The sequence below is a fragment of the Mesorhizobium sp. f-mel genome (assembly GCF_053850215.1).
This window is the reverse complement of record NZ_JBSPTO010000015.1, coordinates 62628-83532: the sequence shown is the minus strand read 5'-3', so window position 1 is coordinate 83532 and position 20905 is coordinate 62628. Positions and strand designations below refer to the sequence as shown.

Annotated in this window: 19 protein-coding genes; 7 read left to right on the top strand and 12 right to left on the bottom strand. The window is 61.8% G+C overall.

Annotated elements, in window-relative coordinates:
- Window positions 1-16 precede the first annotated feature (16 nt).
- From ACWUKX_RS19030 to ACWUKX_RS19020, 3 genes are all read left to right on the top strand, one after another.
- Window positions 17-496 (top strand): CBS domain-containing protein, encoded by a 480-nt coding sequence (locus ACWUKX_RS19030; protein ID WP_456008404.1) that lies wholly within the window; start codon window positions 17-19, stop codon window positions 494-496.
- Between the two features lie 62 nt (window positions 497-558).
- The gene (locus ACWUKX_RS19025; protein WP_456008403.1) at window positions 559-1176 is read left to right on the top strand and encodes a glutathione binding-like protein; all 618 of its coding nucleotides are present in this window, start codon (window positions 559-561) and stop codon (window positions 1174-1176) included.
- Between the two features lie 68 nt (window positions 1177-1244).
- Window positions 1245-1430: a hypothetical protein gene (locus tag ACWUKX_RS19020; RefSeq protein ID WP_456008402.1), complete on the top strand. Its 186-nt coding sequence runs from the start codon at window positions 1245-1247 to the stop codon at window positions 1428-1430.
- 248 nt (window positions 1431-1678) lie between these two features.
- On the opposite strand, the gene ACWUKX_RS19015 is transcribed toward ACWUKX_RS19020, so the two are convergent.
- The 4 genes from ACWUKX_RS19015 to ACWUKX_RS19000 are packed head-to-tail and all read right to left on the bottom strand — an operon-like array spanning window position 1679 to window position 7017.
- The gene (locus tag ACWUKX_RS19015) at window positions 1679-2386 is read right to left on the bottom strand and encodes a response regulator transcription factor (protein WP_456008401.1); all 708 of its coding nucleotides are present in this window, start codon (window positions 2384-2386) and stop codon (window positions 1679-1681) included.
- Window positions 2376-2765, bottom strand: coding sequence for a response regulator (locus ACWUKX_RS19010; protein ID WP_456008400.1), 390 nt, complete (start codon window positions 2763-2765; stop codon window positions 2376-2378). The genes ACWUKX_RS19015 and ACWUKX_RS19010 overlap by 11 nt, the downstream gene beginning before the upstream one ends.
- Window positions 2762-3409 carry a response regulator transcription factor gene (locus tag ACWUKX_RS19005; RefSeq protein ID WP_456008399.1) on the bottom strand — a complete coding sequence of 216 codons (648 nt, stop codon included), beginning with the start codon at window positions 3407-3409 and terminating at the stop codon, window positions 2762-2764. Before ACWUKX_RS19005 ends, ACWUKX_RS19010 begins: the two co-directional genes overlap by 4 nt.
- Complete coding sequence (locus ACWUKX_RS19000; protein WP_456008398.1) at window positions 3406-7017, bottom strand: PAS domain-containing protein; 3612 nt, start codon at window positions 7015-7017, stop codon at window positions 3406-3408. The genes ACWUKX_RS19005 and ACWUKX_RS19000 overlap by 4 nt, the downstream gene beginning before the upstream one ends.
- Window positions 7018-7324: 307 nt before the next feature.
- Between ACWUKX_RS19000 and ACWUKX_RS18995 the strand changes: the two genes are divergently transcribed.
- A complete protein-coding gene (locus ACWUKX_RS18995) occupies window positions 7325-7843 on the top strand; it encodes a carboxymuconolactone decarboxylase family protein (RefSeq protein ID WP_456008397.1) in 519 nt (172 codons plus the stop codon).
- Between the two features lie 394 nt (window positions 7844-8237).
- On the opposite strand, the gene ACWUKX_RS18990 is transcribed toward ACWUKX_RS18995, so the two are convergent.
- Together ACWUKX_RS18990 and ACWUKX_RS18985 are read right to left on the bottom strand one after the other, a co-directional pair.
- Window positions 8238-9947: a DHA2 family efflux MFS transporter permease subunit gene (locus ACWUKX_RS18990; protein WP_456008396.1), complete on the bottom strand. Its 1710-nt coding sequence runs from the start codon at window positions 9945-9947 to the stop codon at window positions 8238-8240.
- A 6-nt stretch (window positions 9948-9953) separates the two neighbouring features.
- The gene (locus ACWUKX_RS18985) at window positions 9954-10973 is read right to left on the bottom strand and encodes an HlyD family secretion protein (protein ID WP_456008395.1); all 1020 of its coding nucleotides are present in this window, start codon (window positions 10971-10973) and stop codon (window positions 9954-9956) included.
- Between the two features lie 81 nt (window positions 10974-11054).
- On the opposite strand from ACWUKX_RS18985, the gene ACWUKX_RS18980 reads away from it, so the two are divergent.
- Window positions 11055-11678 carry a TetR/AcrR family transcriptional regulator C-terminal domain-containing protein gene (locus tag ACWUKX_RS18980; RefSeq protein ID WP_456008394.1) on the top strand — a complete coding sequence of 208 codons (624 nt, stop codon included), beginning with the start codon at window positions 11055-11057 and terminating at the stop codon, window positions 11676-11678.
- A 339-nt stretch (window positions 11679-12017) separates the two neighbouring features.
- On the opposite strand, the gene ACWUKX_RS18975 is transcribed toward ACWUKX_RS18980, so the two are convergent.
- From ACWUKX_RS18975 to ACWUKX_RS18965, 3 genes are all read right to left on the bottom strand, one after another.
- A complete protein-coding gene (locus ACWUKX_RS18975; protein WP_456008393.1) occupies window positions 12018-12380 on the bottom strand; it encodes an SPW repeat protein in 363 nt (120 codons plus the stop codon).
- A 261-nt stretch (window positions 12381-12641) separates the two neighbouring features.
- Window positions 12642-13820, bottom strand: coding sequence for a patatin-like phospholipase family protein (locus ACWUKX_RS18970; protein WP_456008392.1), 1179 nt, complete (start codon window positions 13818-13820; stop codon window positions 12642-12644).
- Between the two features lie 151 nt (window positions 13821-13971).
- Window positions 13972-14109: a hypothetical protein gene (locus ACWUKX_RS18965; RefSeq protein WP_192357996.1), complete on the bottom strand. Its 138-nt coding sequence runs from the start codon at window positions 14107-14109 to the stop codon at window positions 13972-13974.
- A gap of 553 nt (window positions 14110-14662) precedes the next feature.
- Here ACWUKX_RS18965 and ACWUKX_RS18960 point away from each other — a divergent pair.
- Both ACWUKX_RS18960 and ACWUKX_RS18955 read left to right on the top strand, forming a co-directional pair.
- A complete protein-coding gene (locus ACWUKX_RS18960; RefSeq protein WP_456008391.1) occupies window positions 14663-15301 on the top strand; it encodes a response regulator transcription factor in 639 nt (212 codons plus the stop codon).
- 92 nt (window positions 15302-15393) lie between these two features.
- On the top strand, window positions 15394-17241 hold the full coding sequence (locus tag ACWUKX_RS18955) for a PAS domain-containing sensor histidine kinase (RefSeq protein ID WP_456008390.1): 1848 nt from the start codon (window positions 15394-15396) through the stop codon (window positions 17239-17241).
- A gap of 10 nt (window positions 17242-17251) precedes the next feature.
- On the opposite strand, the gene ACWUKX_RS18950 is transcribed toward ACWUKX_RS18955, so the two are convergent.
- Genes ACWUKX_RS18950 through ACWUKX_RS18940 form a run of 3 tightly spaced genes read right to left on the bottom strand, consistent with a single transcriptional unit; the run spans window position 17252 to window position 20904 of the window.
- Window positions 17252-18241 (bottom strand): ABC transporter permease, encoded by a 990-nt coding sequence (locus tag ACWUKX_RS18950; protein WP_456008389.1) that lies wholly within the window; start codon window positions 18239-18241, stop codon window positions 17252-17254.
- A complete protein-coding gene (locus tag ACWUKX_RS18945; RefSeq protein ID WP_456008388.1) occupies window positions 18242-19105 on the bottom strand; it encodes an ABC transporter permease in 864 nt (287 codons plus the stop codon).
- A complete protein-coding gene (locus ACWUKX_RS18940) occupies window positions 19102-20904 on the bottom strand; it encodes an oligopeptide/dipeptide ABC transporter ATP-binding protein (RefSeq protein ID WP_456008387.1) in 1803 nt (600 codons plus the stop codon). Before ACWUKX_RS18940 ends, ACWUKX_RS18945 begins: the two co-directional genes overlap by 4 nt.
- Window position 20905 lies beyond the last annotated feature (1 nt).

Below are 20905 nucleotides of genomic sequence, written 5' to 3'. Positions count from 1 at the left end.
CGCGCCGCCGGAGCGTTTGAAGCGCCTGGCGGCACGGCACGCAACCAAGGACGGCGCAATGCTCATCGGCAAACTGCATGCCTTCACGTCGTCGCGCCTGGCCGTGATCGACTTGGATGCAACGGTGCAAGCGGCCGCCCTTTCACTGTCCAGGCCTGGCATCGGCCTCGTTGTGGTATGCAATGCAGGCGGAGGCGCGGAGGGTGTGCTCAGCAAATCCGATCTCGTGCGCCATCTCACCGGCCCAGCGTCCAAGACACCGCCAGTGTCCAACCTGATGAACAGATCCATCGTCTCCTGCAGTCCGCGTGACGATGTCCACGACGTATGGCAGACCATGGCGGCGCGAAGCCTGCAGAATATTCCGGTCATCGACGTCGGCGCCAGGCCTCTCGGTATATTGGACATACGAGACGCGATGAAAGTGTTGTTTGAGCAGGAAGAAATCCAGGAACGGATGCTCTTCAATTATGTCACCGGCGTCGGCTACCGCTAGCCGCTTTGCCTGCAGCGATACCGCTGCTTCTCCAGGAATATCCTCCCAGAAGGACAATGAACATGAAACTATACTACAGCCCACTTGCTTGCAGTCTTGCCGATCACATCGCCCTACTTGAGGCTGGCGCGCCATTCGAGCGGGAGAGCGTCAACCTGAAGACCAAGCGGACGGCATCGGGGGCCGATTTCAATGCTATAACGCGCAAGGGCTACGTTCCGGCGCTGGTGCTGGACAGCGGAGAAATCCTCACCGAGAACATCGCCGTCCTCGATTGGCTCGCCACGGAGTATCCAACGCTCGGTATTCCAGGAAACCTTGGCCGCACGCGCGTGCTAGAAGCGCTGGTTTTCATCTCGACCGAGGTGCACCGCAGCTTCAAGCCGATGTGGCATGCAAGCAGCGAAACCCAAAAGGCACAGGCAAGAGCGACGATCTCGAAGCTGCTGGACATACTTTCGGAGAGCCTTGCGGGCAACTACCTGTTTGGCGCAACGCCCAGCGTGGCCGACTTTTACCTTTTCGTGATGCTGCTATGGGCCGAGCGCTTCGACGTCTCCGTTCCCGCGCAGCTGGTCGCACTGCGTCAGCGCATGGCGAACCGTCCGGCCGTGCAAGAGGCCATGCGGCACGAGGGGCTGATCTCGGCAAATGACCGCGAAGCGTCCACCGCCGCCTGACGCGGCGATGCCCCCCTCTTCGCAGCCTTCGGCGTTCCGATCGATTGGACGCCAATGGGAGCGGCTTGGTGGCTGACCGAGCGCCGGCATCAGAGGTCCAGCACCAGGATGTGCAATTCGGCGAGGCGTTGGAGCTGACCTTCCCAGCGAGCGATCTGATCGCGGTGTTCGTTCCGGAGCGCCCGCGGAACATCCATCAATTCGACAATTTGCCGGAAGCTGGCCAGGAGCGGGACCATGTCAACACTGGATGACAATGCCGTCATCATAACCGGCGAAAGTTCCGGCATCGGCAGGCCGCGGTGCCAGGGGTGATCAGCCAGGTGATGGCCGTCGACGGCGGCCTTGGGCTCACGTGAGCGGCTGACTGAACACCTCTAACCAGAACTTTTGCTCTATTCGTCCGTGTCGGCCGGTTCGGTCTCCCGGCCGTTTCGCCCTTCTCTGGCCGCGCGCCCCTGGTCAGGCGTGCTAAACCCCGTCGGACGACGCGGGGATCGGCTCATGCCACAGTCCTCGCCCCGCCGGCCACGCGCATCGGCGCGGGCAGAGTTTCCCATGCCCGGATCAACTCACCGATGGAAGCGGCCTCCATCTTGCGCATGACGTTGCCGCGGTGCAGCTTTACCGTCACCTCACTAATGCCGAGGTCGAAGGCGATCTGCTTGTTGAGGCGCCCGCGCGCCACCTGATGCAAAACCTCGCGCTCGCGTGGCGTCAGCGTCTCAAAGCGTTCGACATTGCGCTTGACGACCGCAGCTTCCGCCCGCCGCGCGGCATCCATCGCAATGCCCGCAATAACAGCGTCAAGCAGCGTTTGGTCCCGCACCGGCTTGGTGAGAAAATCCACAGCCCCGGCCTTCATCGCCTGGACGGTCATCGGAATGTCGCCATGCCCGGTCAGGAAAATGACTGGCTTGGGGTTGCCGCTTTGGGCCAGATGCCGCTGCAGATCGAGACCGCTCGCTCCCGGCATGCGCACGTCGAGGATCAGACAACCGGCGCTATCCAGTACGCCGGCATCGAGCAATTCGCGCGTCGAGCTGAAACAGACATGCTGGAACCCGGCGGAAAGTATCAATTCGGACAGCGCCTCCTGAACAGACGCATCGTCATCCACAATGATAACAAGGGGCTGTTCCGCTTCGCGACTGCGCTGCGATGACAACGGCGCCGATCTCCGTAAGTGCGGCGGCTGCTCAACCCTCATGTTCATCTCCATTTTTCGATTTGCCCAATACATTGCCGATGGCTGCCAGCATGACCTTCGCATCGAAGGGCTTACGGAAGCACCCGCTGACGCCCTGGACTCTGTCCGCATCGGCAATCTCGTGGCGCCCGGTGATCAGGAACACCGGCAGGTCCGGACGCGCCTTCTTCACCAGATCACAAAGTTCGAAGCCGTCCATGCCGGGCATCCCGATGTCGGTGATGAGCACGTCAAGGCCGGACAGCCCGCTGACGAGCAATGATCGCGCTGACGAGAAGCTGCGGGCCGCATAGCCGGCGGACTCCAGCAGATCCTCCAGCGACTCGAGTAGCCTTGGATCATCATCGACAACGGCCACGACAGGTCTTCCCTTGGTCACGCCCGGTTCCCTCCCGCTCGGCGCGAGTGGGTGATCGGTATCTCCAGTCGCTGCGCGATACGCACGAGATCGGCGAGCGATGACGCCGCCATTTTCTGCATCACGTTCCTTCTATGGATCTGCAGCGTGACCTCGCTGATTCCGAGTTCAGCGGCTGCCTGTTTGTTGAGAAGGCCGCTCACCACGAGCGGCAGCACCTCGCGTTCGCGCGGCGTCAGGTCGAGATAGCGTTGCTTCAGCGCCACCAGTTCAGCACGTGCGGACCTCCTTTCCCGATCCTCGGCGAGCGCCGCTTGGATTGCAGCCATGAGATCCCCATCACTGAAAGGCTTGGTGAGAAAGTCCACGGCGCCATGCTTGATCGCCTGGACGGAGGACGGGATGTCGCCGTGCCCTGTTATGAAAACGATCGGCGGATGATCTCCCTTTGATATCTGCCTCTGCAGATCCAGGCCGTTGATGTCGGGCAGCTCGACGTCGAGGATGAGGCATGCCGGGATGTCCGGCTTGTTTGCACCGATGTATTCGCTGGCCGATCCGAACGCAGCGGCGCGGATACTGTGCGAATCCAGCAGCTCGCTCAGCGCCTCCCGCAGGCGCGCATCGTCGTCCACGATGAAGACGATATGGTCATCTGTGGTCATGGCGCCGCTTTCACTTCAATCGGCAAGGTGAAGACGAACGTCGCCCCCTGTGGTTCGTTGTTCTCCGCCCACAGGCGTCCGCCGTGCGATTCGACGATCGAACGGCAGATCGCGAGCCCCATGCCCATTCCGTTCCCCTTCGTCGTGAAGAACGGTTCGAATATGTTGTCGGGAAACTCGATCCCCGCGCCACGATCGCTGATCTCCGTCTGAACCACATCGCCTATGCGGCGCACACGGACCTCAAGAACCCGGCCGCCCGTAACGGCGTCCATGGCATCCATGCCGTTGCGAATGAGGTTCACCAGAACCTGCTGGATGTGTACGCGGTCCAGCGCGACGAGCGGCAGGTCGCTTTCGACGTCGATATCCATGCGGACGCGCCGCCGCGCCGCTTCCTCGGCCATGAGGTTGCGCGCCTCGGCGATAACGCCACTGAGCGCCGTAGGACTCCTTGCCTCGCCGGATTGTTTGAACAGAGCGCGGATGCGGCTCACGACGTCGGCGGCCGCATTTGCGTCACGAATAATGCGCTCCACCGTCTTCTGCGCACGCTCGAGATTTGGCGGCTCAGCCATAAGCCATCGCTGGCAGGCATGCGAGTTCGCCACCACGGCCGCCAGCGGCTGGTTTACTTCGTGCGCGATGGAAGCAGAGAGCTCAGCAAGGCTCGCGGCCTGACTCGCTCGTGCAAGGCTCTCTTGCGCCAGCCGCAGCTCTTCCTCCGCCCGAACCTCATTTTCAACATCGAGGCAGATGACATTCCACTGCACGATAGTCCCTTCGGTATTGCGCATCGGCGCGGCGCGTGTCTCGACCCAGCGATACTCGCCGTCGAACCGCCGCAGGCGGTGCCTGCGCGCATAGGGCTCGCCGGTGGACAACGAATGAGCATATCCTCCCTTGACGCCCGCCAAGTCATCGGGATGCACACCGGCGTCAAGCGTGCCGGCCAGCCGGGACTTTCCGGTGCCGTCCAATCGCTCAAGCTCATACCCCAGGAACTCGCGGAGCTGCTGGCTACGATAGACCGGCTCGCCATCCGGGGCCGCGCAATCGATCATCGCCGGCAGCGTTTCAACGAGTTGCCAGAGGAAGCGCTCCCGCTCTTGCAGCGCTTCCTGAGAAGTCACGAAATCATCGATATCGACGTTGGCGCCGAACCACCGGATGATGCGGCCGCTCTCGTCACGGAGTGGTTCAGCACGCCCCTCCGTCCAGCGGTATGAACCATCCCACCGGCGGTTGCGAAACTTCAGCTCGAACGGTTCGCCCGTGCTGAAGGAGTGGGTCAAGGCCTGCAGCAAACGAGCCCTGTCGTCCAGATGAACGATGGTCTGGATCGCGCTGGGCAATCCTCCCTCGGCATCAAAATCGTCCAGCTTCAGGCCGATATAGTCCATCATCGTCTTGTTGATGTATGCAGGCTCCCCTCCGGGCGTGACGCACCAGATCTGCACGGGCACGGTGTCGATGAGCTGTTGAAGCTGACGTTCCCGGTCGCGCAGCGCTTCCTGCGCGCGCATCTCATCGTCGATGTCAATGGAAATGGCATACCATTGCATGATCGCGCCGCTTTGGTCCCGCACCGGTTCCCCGCGGCCGTCCACCCAGCGATACGCGCCATCCGCGTGACGCATGCGGTACTTCATGGAGTAGGGCTCCCCGGTGGCGAAGGAGTGGCGGACGGTCTCCAGTAGACGTGCGGCATCTTCCGGATGGACGAGGGTCGTTATGGCTGCCGCCAGTCGGCTCATGTCCGGCTTGTCCAGTTGGGCCAGGTCGTTCAAGCCGAAGAAGTCGAGCAAGCGCTTGTTGAAGAAGGTCGGCTCGCCTTTCGGCGTCAGACGCCTGATATGGACGGGAACCATATTTACGAGCTGCGAGAGCTCGCGCTCCCTGTCGCGCAAGGCTTCCTGCGCACGCACCTCCTCGTCGATGTCGAGCGAAACGCCGTACCATTCCACGACCTCACCGTCTTCGTTACGCCGAGGCTCTACCCTGCACTCCGCCCAGCGGTACGCGCCGTGCTGTTCGCGCCAACGAAATCGCATCGTGGACATGCCACCGGTTTCGAAGCAATTCCGTAGGGTGTTCTGTACCTCGGGAGCATCTTCGGGATGGATCAGCTCCTGCAGCAGTTGCTCGATGCGCGGCTCTCCGAGAGCTTCGAAATCCGCGATGACGGAGCGGAAATGGTCCTGGTAGCGCTTGTTGAAGTAAACCGGTCCGCCCGTAGGCTTTGCGCTCCAGATCCGGACTGGTACGGCATCGATCGTCTCCTGAAGCTGCCGCTCGCTCCGCCGCAGCGCCTCTTCGGCATGCATCTGATCGTCTATGTCGTGACAGAGCCCGTACCACTGGACGATGCGCCCGTCCTGGTCCCTCATCGGCTCGGCGCGGCTCGACATCCAGCGGTAGACCTCGTCTTGACGGCGCAAGCGATACCGCATCGCAAGGACCTCGCCGGTGGCGAGACAATGGCGGAGCATGTCCGAGAACGCTGCTCTGTCGTCCGGATGGACGCCGGCCTCTATCATCGCCGTCATGCGGCTCATGCCCGGCTTGATCGTATCCGCCACGTCCAGGCCGAGAAAATCTACCATGCGCTTGTTGAAGAAAATCGGCTCGCCGTCGGGCGCGAGACGCCAGACGTGGCTTGGAACCATATCGACAAGCTGCGAAAGCTCCCGCTCCCGGTCGCGCGATGTGACCAGCGCCAGCTGACGCTGCCGAGATATGGCCGCCACGATGAGCGCCGAAAATGCCGAGATTGCCAGGAAAAGCTGCAGCATGACCTGCCTTTGTCTCTGGAACTCGGGAGCGCCGACAAACTGGCTGTCTCCAGATATCGTAAGTGTCATCGTGATCAGGGCAAGGAGCGTCAAGGCGACGGCGGCGCCTCTGAACTCGAAGCGCGCCGCGGCCCAAAGAAGGGGCGGCATGATGATGTAGGGGGTGGGCAGGTAGACGTCGCTCAAGGAAAGCGCGGCGACCCCCAGGAAGATCAGACCCAGGACGCTGGCTTCTACCGGCTGCGCGGGAGAGAGTTGGGTTTTGCTGCGCCAATACTGGATCACGACCAGTGCCGGTGGCGCTACGAGCAGGATTCCGGTGGCGTCTCCAATCCAAAACAGCGGCCATACCGCCGTGAAGGTTTGCGATTCCACGCCAAACCACGCAAGCGTCGCGCTTCCGACCGTCGCGCTGACGAGCGGCGCAACTCCAGCGCCTAGTACGACGAATGCGAGGACTTCCTGCAAGGTTTCAAGCCGAACCGGACGCCCGCATGCCCGGTTCACAAGCGTTGCGCCGACAGTCGCGCCAAGGGCGTTGTCGATATAGATTAGAAAGCCCACAGGCAGCGGACTGTGGAACCACACAAACTGCGCGAACATCTCCGCCAGGCAACCCGCCAGTATCCACCACGGCCAACTGTAAGGAGAGGTGAGGATGAGCGTCGCGATGAAAACGCCGCCCGGAGGCCAAATGGAAACCGTTATTCCGGGGACGATTGCGAGCGCCTGGGCGAACCCGCAGCCCAAGACATATGCCGCAAAAAATAGCCCCAGATGAAGGAATTGCGGGCGCGACCAGACGGACATCATCGGTTTCTCCTGCCGGGCAAAGAAGGGCTGGGGATTGTCAACGCTGCGTGTAGCACGTCTCCGCGATATCTGGGCTGGGGAACTCATGATCTCGGCTGGCGAACTCATGGCCCACTCTAATTCGGTGTCCCCCCGGCTGCACCTCATGGAAATCCATGAGGCGTGGCCGAAGCATACCTGGCCTAGCCCTCAGGATGATACTGCCTAGACCAGCCGAGTGGCGACATGGCCTCTCGCATGATGATGGCTTGGCCCGGCGCGTCCCGGCATGATTTGCAGGCGATAAACCGCCTTCAAGGAGACATTCATGAATATCGCCACCAAACCGACGGCGCAGGCCGGGACCAAGCTGCCCCGTGTTAACTGGGCCGAGCAATCTCCGGAACTCGTGAAGAAGTTCACCGGGGTTGCCACGGCTCTCCGTGCAAGCTCGATCGAGGAGACCATCCTCAATCTTGTCAATATTCGTGCTTCGCAGCTCAACGGCTGCTCCTTCTGCCTCGATATGCACGTCAAGCAGGCAAAGATGCACGGCGAGCGCGAACTGCGCCTCTACCACTTGGCCGCGTGGAGGGATTCGACCCTGTTCGCCCCACGCGAGCGCGCCGCACTCGCATGGACGGAAATCCTGACCAAGCTGCCGGACCAGGGCGTTTCCGATGAGATCTATGAGCGCGTCCGCACGCAGCTGTCGGAAAAGGAGATCTCCGATCTTAGCTTCGCTGTCATGCTGATCAACTCGTGGAACCGCCTCAACGTCGGCTTCAAGACCGTGCCGGGTTCCGCCGATGCAATGTATGGCCTGGACAAGGCGGGGCTCAATTAGCCCGCTACAGACCGGCGGCGCGGCTGTCGCCGTGTCGCCGCTGATCCCTGGAGGTGCGGAATGACCCGCCGGGGACGCGCTATCGAGAACCATGCGTATCGCCGAATCGCTGCGGCCGGGCTTCCGCCGCGTTTGGCGCCACTGGCGGCCAGTGCGGCTTTCCTATGCTCATTTCACGACAATCCGAGAACTCACCTGGACTTGTTCGGACACTCGCCCTGCGAGCTAGCTCGGCCGTCTCGCGTTTCATTCCATCACGCCGGCCAGATTTCGAATTCCAATGCCAGCTCATCGGCCTCGAGCCCTTGCCCATGTCATGGCTGCCAGTCGATCACACCGTACTGCGGGCATCCAGGACATGGCTGGCTGGCGAGAATCTTTCCAGGGGCGTTTGTCACGCTGGCAACTGTGCGTCTTCCATTTGCCTCTGACTCCCTTCGACAAGGGCGTTCGAGGCCAAAGGCGGCAAGCTCGGGATCATGTCGGGCGTCGGCGCGATCGGCATCGGAACCGCCCTCAGCGCCAGGGACGAGTTTCTCAAGTATCGGGCGAGGCCGATCTTGATCGTGACCAGCACGGGCGCGGCAACCACGAACAGCAGCGCGACTGCATTGAACGCGGTGTCGAAGGCGATCACTGTGGACTGACCGGCGACCGCTCTGCCCAGCAGGCTCGTCGCTGCCCGGCCAGCTGCCACGGGATCCATTCCTTTTGCCGCGAGCATGGCTGTCGTCGTTGCCAGACGCTCGCTGACCGCGGGAATGCCCGCGGTGACGTTGGCGCCGAGCACCGCGACATTGGCGGCGACGTTATTCTCGATCAATGTCTGCAGCCAGGCGACACCCATGAGGCCACCGAGCTGGCGACCCGTATTGAAGAGGCCTAGGCCGGATGCGAGGTTTTGGTGGTTGAGCTTGCCGAAAGCGATGAGAGTGATCGACAGGAACAGGAAGCCGAGGCCGAGGCCACGCAACAGAATGGCTGGCATCATGTCGTCCGCGCCGCTTTCGATGGTCGAACCGGACAGCATCCACATCGCAACCATGATCATCAGGATTCCAAAGGGCACCGTGGCGATCGGAGGAATGCGGCGGACCTGCATGAGGAAAGCAGCGATGAGGAGCGCGCCGATGAAAAGTGCGCCGCTCGGCAACAGGAGCAGGCCGGCGTCGGTTGGCGTGAACGCAAGGACGGACACGGCGAACGACGGGATCAGGAACGCGCTCCCGAACAAGGCGGCGCCGGCGACGAAACTGACGATGAAGGCGAAGGAAAAATCGTCCGACCGGAACGGTATGAAGTCCAGCAGGCCCTGACCTTTGGCGATCATTTGTTGGCCGAGAAATGCCAGCAGAGTGGCTGCGCCGACCACCGTTAGGCAGACGATGTGACGTTCTTCGAACCAGTCCCATCGGCTGCCTTGGCCGAGCACGTATGTGAAGCAGAACAGTGCGGTCGAGAGGAGCGAGAAGCCAAGCCAGTCGAACGGGCGGGGTCCGGCTTTGACGGGCGCCGGGCAGTCCGCGAGCAGCAAGAATCCGGCGGCCGCCAGCGCCACCGGGACGACGCTGAAGAAGATCCACATCCACGACTGGCTGTCGAGCAACCAGCCCTCAAAGGCTGGGGCGATCGTCGCGGGGGCAACGACCGAACCGATTGCGAACAGGGCCTGAAGGATCGGCTGGTGGCGTCGCGGATAAGCGAGAAAAATGATCGTCTGCCCCGCGACGAGCAGGACGCCTCCGGAGAAGCCTTGCATTACGCGGAGCACAACCAGCAGATCCAGTTGCGTTGTGATGGCGGCAAGGGCGCAGGCTGCGCCCATGGCTATGGTCGAGCTGACGATCAGACAGCGTGGACTGACGCGGTTCATCAGCCAGGCGGCGGCCATGAACCCGATCAGCTTCGGAGCGGTATATCCCACATCGAGCCAGGCGAACTCATCGGGAGTTGCATAGGTGTCGCCGATGATATCGCCACGCCCGAGCGACAGGACTGTGCTGGCGATCGCCTCTGTCAGAGTGGCGAGTATTATGCCCGCGACGAGAAGGGCTCCTGTTGCTGGTCGGTTGCGGTCCGGGATGGCGATGACCACTGCGGTCATGAGTCTCTACCCGCGATCAATCTCGACACGCGCGGACAGGCCGGGCACGAGGCGACCGGGCAGCGGATTGCCGATAAATCGGATCTTGACCGGAACGCGCTGAACGACGCGAACGAAGTTTCCTGTCGCATTGTCTGCGGGGAGCAAACTGAAGGCAGACCCACTGCCGGGCGCAAAGCTGTCCACCATCCCTTCAAACGTCTCGTTTGGGTAGCCATCGATGGTGATGCGGACGTGTTGACCGGGCTGGATTTGTTCGATCTGGGTTTCCTTGAAGTTCGCCACGACCCACAGATCATTGACCGGAACAATATCGAGCAGAGAGGCACCCGGCGCCACCAGCCGGCCGATGCGAACCTGACGGTTGCCGACGACGCCGTCTACCGGCGCGCGAACCACGGCGTTGTCGAGGTCGATTTGAGCGAGTTCCTCCGCGGCCCGGGCCTGCGCTACCGCGGCAACGGCGGCTTCGCGCTGGGCGTCGAGCACGGCGATGCGCTGCCGCTGTGCCTCCAGTGCTGCCGACGCCGCCGCCACGGCCGCTTCGGCCCTCGACCGCGCGGCATCGCTTTCGTCGACCTCGGCCTGGCTTACGGCGTGGGTACGAATAAGTTCGCGGCGGCGGCCGGACGCCTTGGTCGCGAGGTTCAGTTCGGCCTCGGCCGAACGCGTCTGGGCTTCGGCCTGCCGGATGAGGGCATGCTGAAGCTGGACTTCGGCGTCGACATTGCCAAGGCGCGCCTGAGCGGCTTCGACATTGGCCACAGCCTGCGCGAGCCGCGCGCGGTAGTCGCGATCGTCGATGCGGAACAGGACGTCACCCGCCCGGACGGCCTGGTTGTCCCGAACCTCTACTGCAGTGACGTAGCCCGCGATCTTCGGCGCAAGCCCTGTCACATCCCCGCGGACGTACGCGTTGTCGGTCGACGTGTCATCCGAACGGGCCCAAGCCCATCCTGCGCCAAGGGCGACCACGGCTGAGAGGCACAGCAGCAGGCCGATCGTCTTTTTCCTGCTATGCGGCATGAGGGCCTCCGGTAATAGGCGTTACCATTGACGTTTATGGTAATGGTTGTTACCAGTCAAGGGATGGACTGGAGTGGATGAATGGCTGCTGTAAGGACCACACGGCGCAACGGCCGCCGGGAGGCTCTTCTTCAAGCGGCTGCCGAGGTCTTTTTCGAACAAGGCTACGCCGCGACGAGCATCGACGCGATCATCGAACGCGCCGGCGGATCGAAACGCAACATTTACAATGAGTTCGGCAACAAGGAGGGCCTGTTCTCCGCTATCGTCAAGGAAAGCGCAGACAATCTGCTGTCGCCCTTGGTGATCGAGGAAATAGAAGGCCACGATCTGCGGGCGACACTGACGGCGTTCGGCCGGCATTCCATGGACGCCTACATGTCTCCCACTTCGATCGGAATCTACCGAATTGCCGTTACCGAGGCCAACCGCTTCCCCGATCTCGTGAAATCGTTCTACGAACAGGGGCCAGGACGGACCGCGGTCCGGCTCGCCGAGGTCCTCGAAGCCGCCAGGGAACGGGGCGAAATCCAGGCGGACGATTGCTTGCGTCTGGCCGGGCACTTTGTAGGCATGACCCGCGACAACCTGCATCTGCAGGTCGTTCTCGGGCTCCGGCCCCCGCCGTCGGACGAAGAAGCGCGGGAGGTAGTTGCTTCTGCTGTGGAAATTTTCCTGAACGGCGTTCGACGCAGCCGGAAGTAGAAGGGCAATCGTTGCCGTCAGCATCGGGCCGTTTGGCGAAAAGTCGAGCGGCGTGCCCCGTTCGAGCAGGCCTCGACGCCGATATGCCTCACGGGCCTCATGAACGATCCGCCTCACATCGTCGGCGCAGACGTTGTCGCGCCGCATCAAATGCTGGACGATAGGATCGTCTAGCATCTCTTCGAGTGTTGGTTCGGAATTCACGGGGTCCATGATCTGTTCTCTTGCCGGTTCGGGCTTGCGGCGCGGGTTTTCACGCGCAACTCGCCGAAGCATCCCAGGGGACGGTCGTGGAAACAGTTCGGCGCGCCGTCCCCTGGTGCCTGGCCTTCCATGAAATTATCTGACGTCGGACCTGGAAAGCATCTGCGCCTTGCGGCCGCTCGAAAGCTGGATGATGGCGATCGTCGCTACGCAAAGCCCAACCAAGACGTGCGTCCACATCGCCGCCTGCGCCGATCCGAAGCCGAGCAGGAACGGAGCGGCTACGCCCCAGCACCCCAAGCCGAGATTGGACCACTCCGTCCATGCTCCGTAGCGGTAGAGCGCCACGGCGGAGCAGCAGGCAATCAGCGCGCCGACGATCCCCGCGTTCCAAGCCGCGGCGGGCATCTCGGTGAACGCGAAGGCAGCGCAGGCCAGACCTGCGCCCAGAACGAGGTTGGTCCACTCCAACCCCTTGCTCGGTACTTCATTTGTCATCTTCGTCTCCTTCTCCAGTCCGGCTCCGCACCACGCCATCGATGTCGGGGGCGGCCGATGCGATGAGAATGACGCGGTCCCGCGCAGGAGCCTATTCTACGCAGGCATCTGTCGGGCGATGCTAAGGTCTAGTGCAGCTGAGCGCGGTGCTGGCGGAGAATATCGAAGCGTTGGGGTCACAGCGTTACTGGGCGCAGGAAATCCGCCTTCTTAATGTCGGACATGCTCCTGCCGAGCAGAGCCTGACGTTGAGGATGCCGATCACAGGCGCCTGTCGGCGAATACAGGGCTGTCTTTCCAAAGGGTGCCAGCCGCCAACCCGGCGTATCCGAGGTCATAGACAGCTTGCATATAGCTGGCGTTGTAAGGATCGAGCATCGAATAGGGCACTTGAGCGTCAATGGTCGCAAGGTGGAAACGTGCCCCGGTCAGTTTGGCATAATTGTAAAGGATAGCCAGTTCGCTCTGTGTCTGTGACTTGAGGAGGATGGAATATGCCCTCGCGATCACGGACAACGTTCGATTCCGCGTGGTGGCGAATTCCGGTATGAGCGCGTTGTTTACGATCACATGAAAATCGACACTTTGGTGTTTCCCCGGCACGAGAGGGTTCGTGCTTGCCAGAATTGCCTGCGGAAGTATCAAGACTTGCGACGTCGACCCTCCATCGGAATGCATTTCCTGGAAGCGACGCCCTCCTGACTCGGCTTCGATCATGACCGCCGGATAAACGCCCGGAATGCTCGCCGAAGCGATCATGACGTCCTGAAACAGCTTCAGCGCGTCCAATCGGCCGCTGTTGGCGATGGCGCCCATGTTCCACACGACGGCCCGCTGGGTGTCGAGATTCGTCGTGAGGACCAGGGGGCGGCGGCCTTTGCGATGCTCGGCTGCAACCTGCTGCAGGACCGCTTGTGTGATGAACTCCTCGACCATCCGCCTCATTGGCGTGGATCTCAGCAAGCTCGATCCGATCAAGCCCACGGGAAATTTGGTTGCGACAAGATCGTCGGCGACGCCGCTTGTAAAGAGATGCACCAGCGTGCCGTCATGAGCCGATCCGAGGAACGCGAATGGCGCGATTAGGGCGCCAGTGCTTACGCCGGTGACTACATCAAATTGCGGGCGGGTCCCGGTCTCGCTCCACGCCGAAAGCACGCCGACGCCGAAGGCGCCTCCCGCACCGCCGCCGGAGATCATGAGGACATCGAGGCCATCCGGCTCGGTTGCCGGCGTCCAGTCGCGCACATCTCCTGCGGCGATCCGAGCGTCGCGATATATCCTGATCTCGCCATAGCCGGCGATCGAAGCCTTCTCTGCTTCCGCCGCGTCAACGGGTATGTCCGTGGCGGCGATCCGAGTGTCGCAACCCCGGAACCAAACGAATGTCGCGACCAGTGCTGCCAGCCCAACGAGCACCGATACTTTCAAAGGACGCAAACTGGATCTCCCGTGCTTGGCTTCGTGAACGCGGAGTAGTTCGCATATCCGACAGCCGCGGGTCTCCGACGCTTCGGTCGAACAATTCGCTTTCGGCAAAGAGCCTGATTTCCATCAGCCGTGCGCAACGCTGGCAGCACGATATTCCCCGTCAGCCCGACGCATCATGCGGGACAGCATGCTCCTCATTTTTGCCCGACACGATGTCGGTGATGAACCACATCGAGAAGGCTATGTGAAAGGCGCGGCTGTAGTCGATTGATCCAAGGATGAGGGCGAGCAATACCACGGTAGAGATCGCCCCGCTGCGGTGACGTCGGCGGACCGCAGTTCTATCCGCTGTGATCGTGGCTCGGCGCGCGTTTCCAGAGGGCGCGCCTGACGCCCGGTATCCACGAAAACTCCAGCGCACGGAACTGCACGACTAGGCAGGCGCCGAGAGCAAGGAATGGATGCGGCTTTCATGGCTAGTTCCAGGACAATGGGACCCGCTTGAGGGCGCAGCAGCCGATCACCGCGACGGCGATGTCCTGCTCCGAAGGTGAATGACATAGGGCAGGAACCGACGGTCCACGCACCTATACCGAGGTCTAGGTCAGCCATTCAAATCGCTAGGTCCGATCACCCTTTGTCGTGTTGCGTTGTCCGCCGCGACACAGGTACGCAAGACCTGACGTTGAGACTACGAATTGGCGGGCATAGCTGGCTATCGGTCGCTGAACGAGCTCCGGCCGCCTCGCGTGAGGCTCAGGTCCTGATTGACGGGTGACAGAAGCGCGGTTGATACTGACTGGGTGAACGCGGCCAATTCGTGTTCAGCATATCTCCCCGAGGCGAGAGTCATGGGCGTGGCAACTTCAGGAATCACAGACAGTCCCATAGCAATTTTAGTCGACGATGACGCAACGGTCCGCGATGCGTTGGAGGAGTTGCTGAATTCGGTCGGCATCGACACGATGTCGTTTTCTTCAGGCCAGGAACTACTGGATGCAAAACTGCCGGACCGCCCAGGCTGCCTCGTTCTCGATGTGCGAATGCCGGGCCTGAGTGGCCTCGATCTTCAGCATCTCCTAGCAACCAAAGGCATACTTACGCCGATCGTATTCTTGACCGGTCATGGCGACATCGCGATGAGCGTCCAGGCGATGAAGGCGGGGGCAGTGGATTTCCTAACCAAGCCGGTGCGCGACCAGACGTTCCTTGACGCGGTGTCCACCGCTATCGCCAACGACGTCGCGCGAAGAGCGGCATCGACCGTATCGCGCAAGAACGTGGCACTTTATGAGACCCTTACGCCCCGCGAGCGGGAAGTGCTGAGCCTTGTGGTCTCCGGTGCGATAAACAAGCAGATTGCATCGGATCTCGGCATCAGCGAGATCACCGTAAAGCTCCATCGGAGCAACATGATGAAGAAGATGAACGCAAGGTCCATCTCCCATCTCTTCAATGTGTGGCAGTCGCTTCCGGTCGAAAGCCGCTGAACGGCTTATAATCAGGCATTGGCGCTCCGTAACTGACTCCGATATCGGCCGCGATAGGGAGTGGGACGCAGAGGCGGTCTCGAGAGGTCGAAATGGAGCTGACGTCAACAAAACAACGCCGCGCCGTCGCATTGGCGATCGGCGCTGCGAGCGTCTTGCTGGCATTATTCGTCAATGAGCCATACGTTCTGCTGGTCGGCGTCGCTGTCATATGCATCTGCATCGGCTGGGAGGCCGGCGTGGTGGCCGTTGCCGCGACCGGTCTGCTTTCATCCGCAATCCTGTTTTCGCCGGAATCGCGGGCCACAGGTGGCGAGCTCCGGTTGGCGGTATTTGTCGTCGCGGCGTTGGCCCTATGGTTCGTGATAAAGATCTTCAGGACGATGAGCTTCTATGACCGGGTCTACCATGATACCGGACCCGGCATTGCCGATATTCCGGGCCTCGGATGGTCGGCCTCTGCGGAAGGCCGCCTTCGCTTAGTCGGTCCCGCGGCGCTTGAGTATGTAGGTGTGACAGCCGATGAGATGCGCCGGATCATGGATGGCGATGATTATCATTGGACACAGTTTGTCCATCCGGACGATGTCGAGGCGAGCATGGCGCGATGGCATCACAGCTTGCAGACGGGCGAGCCTGTGATCGACGAGCACCGTATGCGTCGGTTCGACGGAACGTATCGATGGTTTCGCGACACCGGCATTGCTTCGCGCGATGAGCACGGAAGGATAACCGGCTGGTACGGCCACACGGCGGATATCGACGATCAGAAGAAGGCCGAATCTGCGTTGCGGGAGCGTGAGCGTGAGCTGCGCCTGCTGGTCGATACAGTTCCCACCATGATCTGGCTGATGACGCCGGCGGGATTGCCGTACTACTTCAACAAGCGGTTCGTCGACTGGGCGGGCATAGACTCGGCTAAGGCGCAACCGCTAGGTCCGCGCCAATTCGCCTCGCACGTGGAGTTGTTCCATCCCGATGACCGGGCGGCCGTCAAGGCCGTGTTCGAGAAGTCCTTTGCCCGTGGAGAGCCACTCCAGCACAAAGGTCGCCTGTGTCGGAAGGATGGCGAATATCGCTGGATTGATTCGCGGTTCGAACCGCTACGCGACGAAGACGGCACTATCCTTCGCTGGTACGGCGTCAACTTCGACATCGACGATGAGGTCCGCGCCCAAGAATCCCTGCGTCTGGCGGACGAACGGCTCGCGCGCGCCCTGCGTGCCGCCAGCCTGTCCGAACTGTCGGTGTCCATTGCCCACGAACTCAACCAGCCCCTCCAGGCAGTCGTGGCCAACACCGGCGCCTTCCAGAGATGGCTGAACGCCGATCCGCCAAACTTCAATCACGCCAGCCGTGTCGCCCAAAAAATCATCAGAAACGCCGACGCGGCGGCACAGGTGATCACCCGCATCCGTGCGCTGTTCAGCAAGACCGAAGCCAAACCGCACCCGATAGATCTGAACGCGGTGATCCGCGAAGTGTGTGATCTCCTTGGTGACAGGCTCGCATCGAGCGGCGTCAAGCTGGACCTTCAACTCGATCCCGGCCTTCCTGCCACCGCTGCCGATCACGTTCAGATGGAGCAAGTCGTCCTGAACATCGTGCGCAACGGCATCGAAGCGATGCACGACGTCAACATCGACGCGCGAAGTCTGCGGATTGTGTCGCGGCGTCAGAATGACGGAACAGTCGAGGTCGAAGTGCGAGACAGCGGCCGCGGACTTAGCAATCCCGAACGGATTTTTGATGCGTTCTACACAACCAAGCCGGATGGAATGGGAATGGGCCTGGCAATCTGCCACTCGATTGTCGAGGCACACCGCGGACGGGTTTGGGCAGAAAATGTCGAGACAGGGGGAGCATCCATAACCTTCAGCCTCCCCATCCGCGCTGGCGACTCGACCAAGACATCCACCAGCGCGACAGGAAGCGCCTGAGTGAGCGCTTTCACAGGTTGATCCGCGAATCGGCCATTGACTGCACGATCTCGATGAGCGTGTTTGCCAAGATGTACAAGCTTCCGAAAACGATGGCGACGCCCAGCACTGCGGGGAGATCGGCGCTGGCAAAAGCCTGGACCGTGTAAAGGCCCAGACCGGGCCACCCGAAAACGCGCTCGACAACAAGCAAATTGCCGAAGAGAAGGCGGACCTGCAGGCTGAGCATGGACAGTGGGGCCGTGGCGGCATTGCGCAAACCGTGGCGCAACAGCACCTTTGCCTCGCTGAGACCCTTGCCACGCGCGGTCCGGATGTATGTCTGCCTCATCACCTCGTGAAGCGCACCGTTCAGGCTTCGCCCGACCGCAATGCCGATAGGCAACGCCAGTGCAAGCGCCGGCAAGATCATGTGCAGCAGCGCGTCGACGCTGACTTCGGGCCGACCGAACAGTATTCCGTCGACGACGTTGAGTCCTGTAGGGCCTGCAAAGTCGCGGTAGACAAGCCGACCCGCTCCCGGAAGCCAATCGAGTCGGAACCAGAAAAAGTAGGCGAGAAGTAAGGCGGACAGAAAGATCGGCGTGGAGCCTAACCCCACCATAACGAGCCTTATACCGCCCGATCCCGGAATCAGGAACTGAAGTGCCGCCATGACGCCGGCGAGCGCCACTCCCAAAGCGATCGCCGCCAGTCCGAGTTCAACCGTGGCGGGAAGATATTGCTGTATGTCGTCAGATACCGGCTGCCGGGTCCTTACCGACGTCCCGAGATCCGCATGCGCGAGGCGCAATAGAAAGCGCCCGTACTGAACGACAGCCGGGTCGTTCAGTCCGAGCTGCTCGCGCATCGCTTCGACCGTTTCCCGCGGAGCATTCGGCCCGGCAATGGCTCGCGCTGGATCGGCGGGGATAATGCTTTGAAGACCGAAAACGATGAAGCTCATCACCAAGAGAACGACGATGGCGCCGAGGATGCTTTTGGTGAGATATGCCAGCATCTACGCCCCCCTCAGCGCGGCGCGCATGCCGTCGCCCGCAAGGTTGGCGAGGAGGCAGAGGAGAAAGATGATCGCGGCCGGCAGGATCGGCAGCCACCAATGGACGGTGAGACTGTCGAGGCTCCGCGACGTCATCGCCCCGAGTTCAGGCGCCGGTGCAGGCAGTCCAAGGCCAAGGAACGACATCAACGACAGCGTCATGATGATGTTTGCGACATCCAGTGACGCCCCGACGAGCAAGGCCGGGACCACTCCCGGCAACAAGTAACGCGACAGCAGGCGCGGACCGCGGACCCCGGCGATACGCGCCGCCTCGACATGAGGGCGGGCCTTGAGGCGACGAATTTCATCACGGGATATGCGCGCGTACCAGGGCCACCAGAAAACGGCGATCGCGATCATCGTGTTGACGAGCCCGGGACCAAGAGAGGCCACGACAGCGAGCGCGATGACCGTTGATGGAAGGACTAGGAACAAATCGACGATCCGCTCGATGACCAGATCGACCTTGCCGCCCGCGAGGCCCGAAATCAGTCCGACCAGGGAGCCCAAGGTGAGACTGAAGCCGATAACGGCAAGCCCTGGCAGCCACGTATATTGAACGCCGAGAATAACACGCGAGAACAGGTCGCGGCCGATCTCGTCGGTGCCGAACCAATGCGCTGCCGAAGGCGGCAGGTAGGCCCCGGCGATGCGTAGTTGTGGGTCGAACGGCGTGATCCATGGCGCCAGCACGGCCGCAACGGTGACGACAGGCACGCCGACAATGCCGACGCTTTCAAGCCAACCGGCACGCCGGAAGAAATCGCGCCAGCTGAACCGAGGCCGCGCAGGCAGCGTGTCCGGAGTTGGCCTACCGGTCATATTCCGCCTCCCGCCTGCAGGCTCGGCATCGCCGCGATGAGAGACCGCGTGTAGGCGGACTGTGGTGCGGCAATGATGGCATCTGGATCGGCAATCTCAACCAACTCGCCGTCTTTCAGCACCGCGATACGGTCGGCGATGATCCTGGCGGCCGCCAGATCGTGAGTCACGAACAGCATCGCCATGTCGAGCCGCCGCCGAAGGTCGCTAAGAAGGTTCAAGGTGGTGGCCGCCAGCGACACGTCCATGGCGCTGATCGGCTCATCGCAGAGCAGAAGCTTTGGGGGGACGATTATCGCGCGAGCCAAAACGGCGCGCTGGCACTGCCCGACCGACATCTCGGCCGGCAGCGCGTCCATCAGGACCGGATCGAGGCCGACCAGCTTCATGGCCTCTCCGACGCGACGGCGGCGGTAGTCGCTGTCCAGCGAAATGGCCCGCAGGCGCTCGCCGATCTGCTCGCCGATCGTGAGCCACGGCGTCAGCGCCGCTACGGGGTCTTGAAACACCACTTGCGCAGGAAGCTTGTCGAAGCGTGTAACAGTGCCGCTATCGGGTACGACGAGCCCGGCTGCAATCCTCAAAAGGGTAGACTTGCCGGCGCCGCTCTCCCCCACCAGGGCCACGCACTCGCCAAGCTTGATCGAGAGGTTCACCGACCTAAGAACGGGCTGCGGTTGACGCCGTCCCCAAAACAATCGGGTGCCCGTCGGGTATGTTTTTCCGACGTTGGACAGCCTCAAGGCGACGGTCTCCTGGATCGCCTGGGCCGGCCATGGTTTCGCATCAGTGCGCTGCGCTGAGAGAAGTGGGGTTTGTTCGTGGTGAAGGCAGGCGACTGCGCCATCGTGGACGGAAGCAGGCTCCAGCGGTGGGCGGATTGCCGTGCAATCTGGCTGGGCGATCGGGCAGCGTCTCGCGTAGGCGCAGGCGTTCCCAACATCTACGGAGGGCGTACGCTCGGACGGGAGCGTGGGAAGCGGGCGCCGTCGATCAGAGTCCAGATCGAATCGAGCGGCGAGCAGGCCGGCAGAATATGGGTGCGCGGCATTGCGGGCCACGTCCTGTATGTGGCCCATTTCAACGATGCGTCCGGCGTAGAGAACCAGGATGCGGTCGGCCAGTGAGGCTGCGACACTCAGATCGTGCGTAACGAACAGAATTGCCGTCTGCTGATCGCGGGCGAGATCTCGCAATAGGTCGAGGATCTGCGCTTGCATGGTGACGTCGAGCGCGGTGGTCGGCTCATCGGCGATGAGCAGCTTCGGTCTTGCCATCATCGCCATGGCAATTAACACGCGCTGACGCTGCCCCCCGGACAGGCGATGCGGAAGCGCATCGGCGATGCGGTCCGGGTCAGGCAGGCCGGTTCGGTTGAGCCAGTCTTCGATCGATCTCTCGGCCCCCCCATTGGATTCTCGCATCTGGCGGCGGATCGTCATCGTGGGGTTGAGCGCGCCCATCGGGTCCTGCGAGATGGCGCGGACGAGGTGGCGGCGGGCCGACTGCCAGGTGCGCCTTCCCGCACCGACAAGCTCGATGCCCGCTAACCGGATCGAGCCTGCAATCTGCGGAAGGTATTCGCGCGGCAAGAGTCCCTGAAGCGTCAGCCCGATGCTTGTCTTGCCCGAACCGCTTTCCCCGACCAGCGCGATGATCTCGGTCGGAAATATGTCGAAACTGATGCCATCAAGGACGCGGGATGGACGGCCTTCGCGGCTGAGAATGACTGAGAGGTCTTTGACGGTGAGGAGGGACTCGGTCACGGGTTCGGACATGCGGTGCGAAAGCTTAGCCATG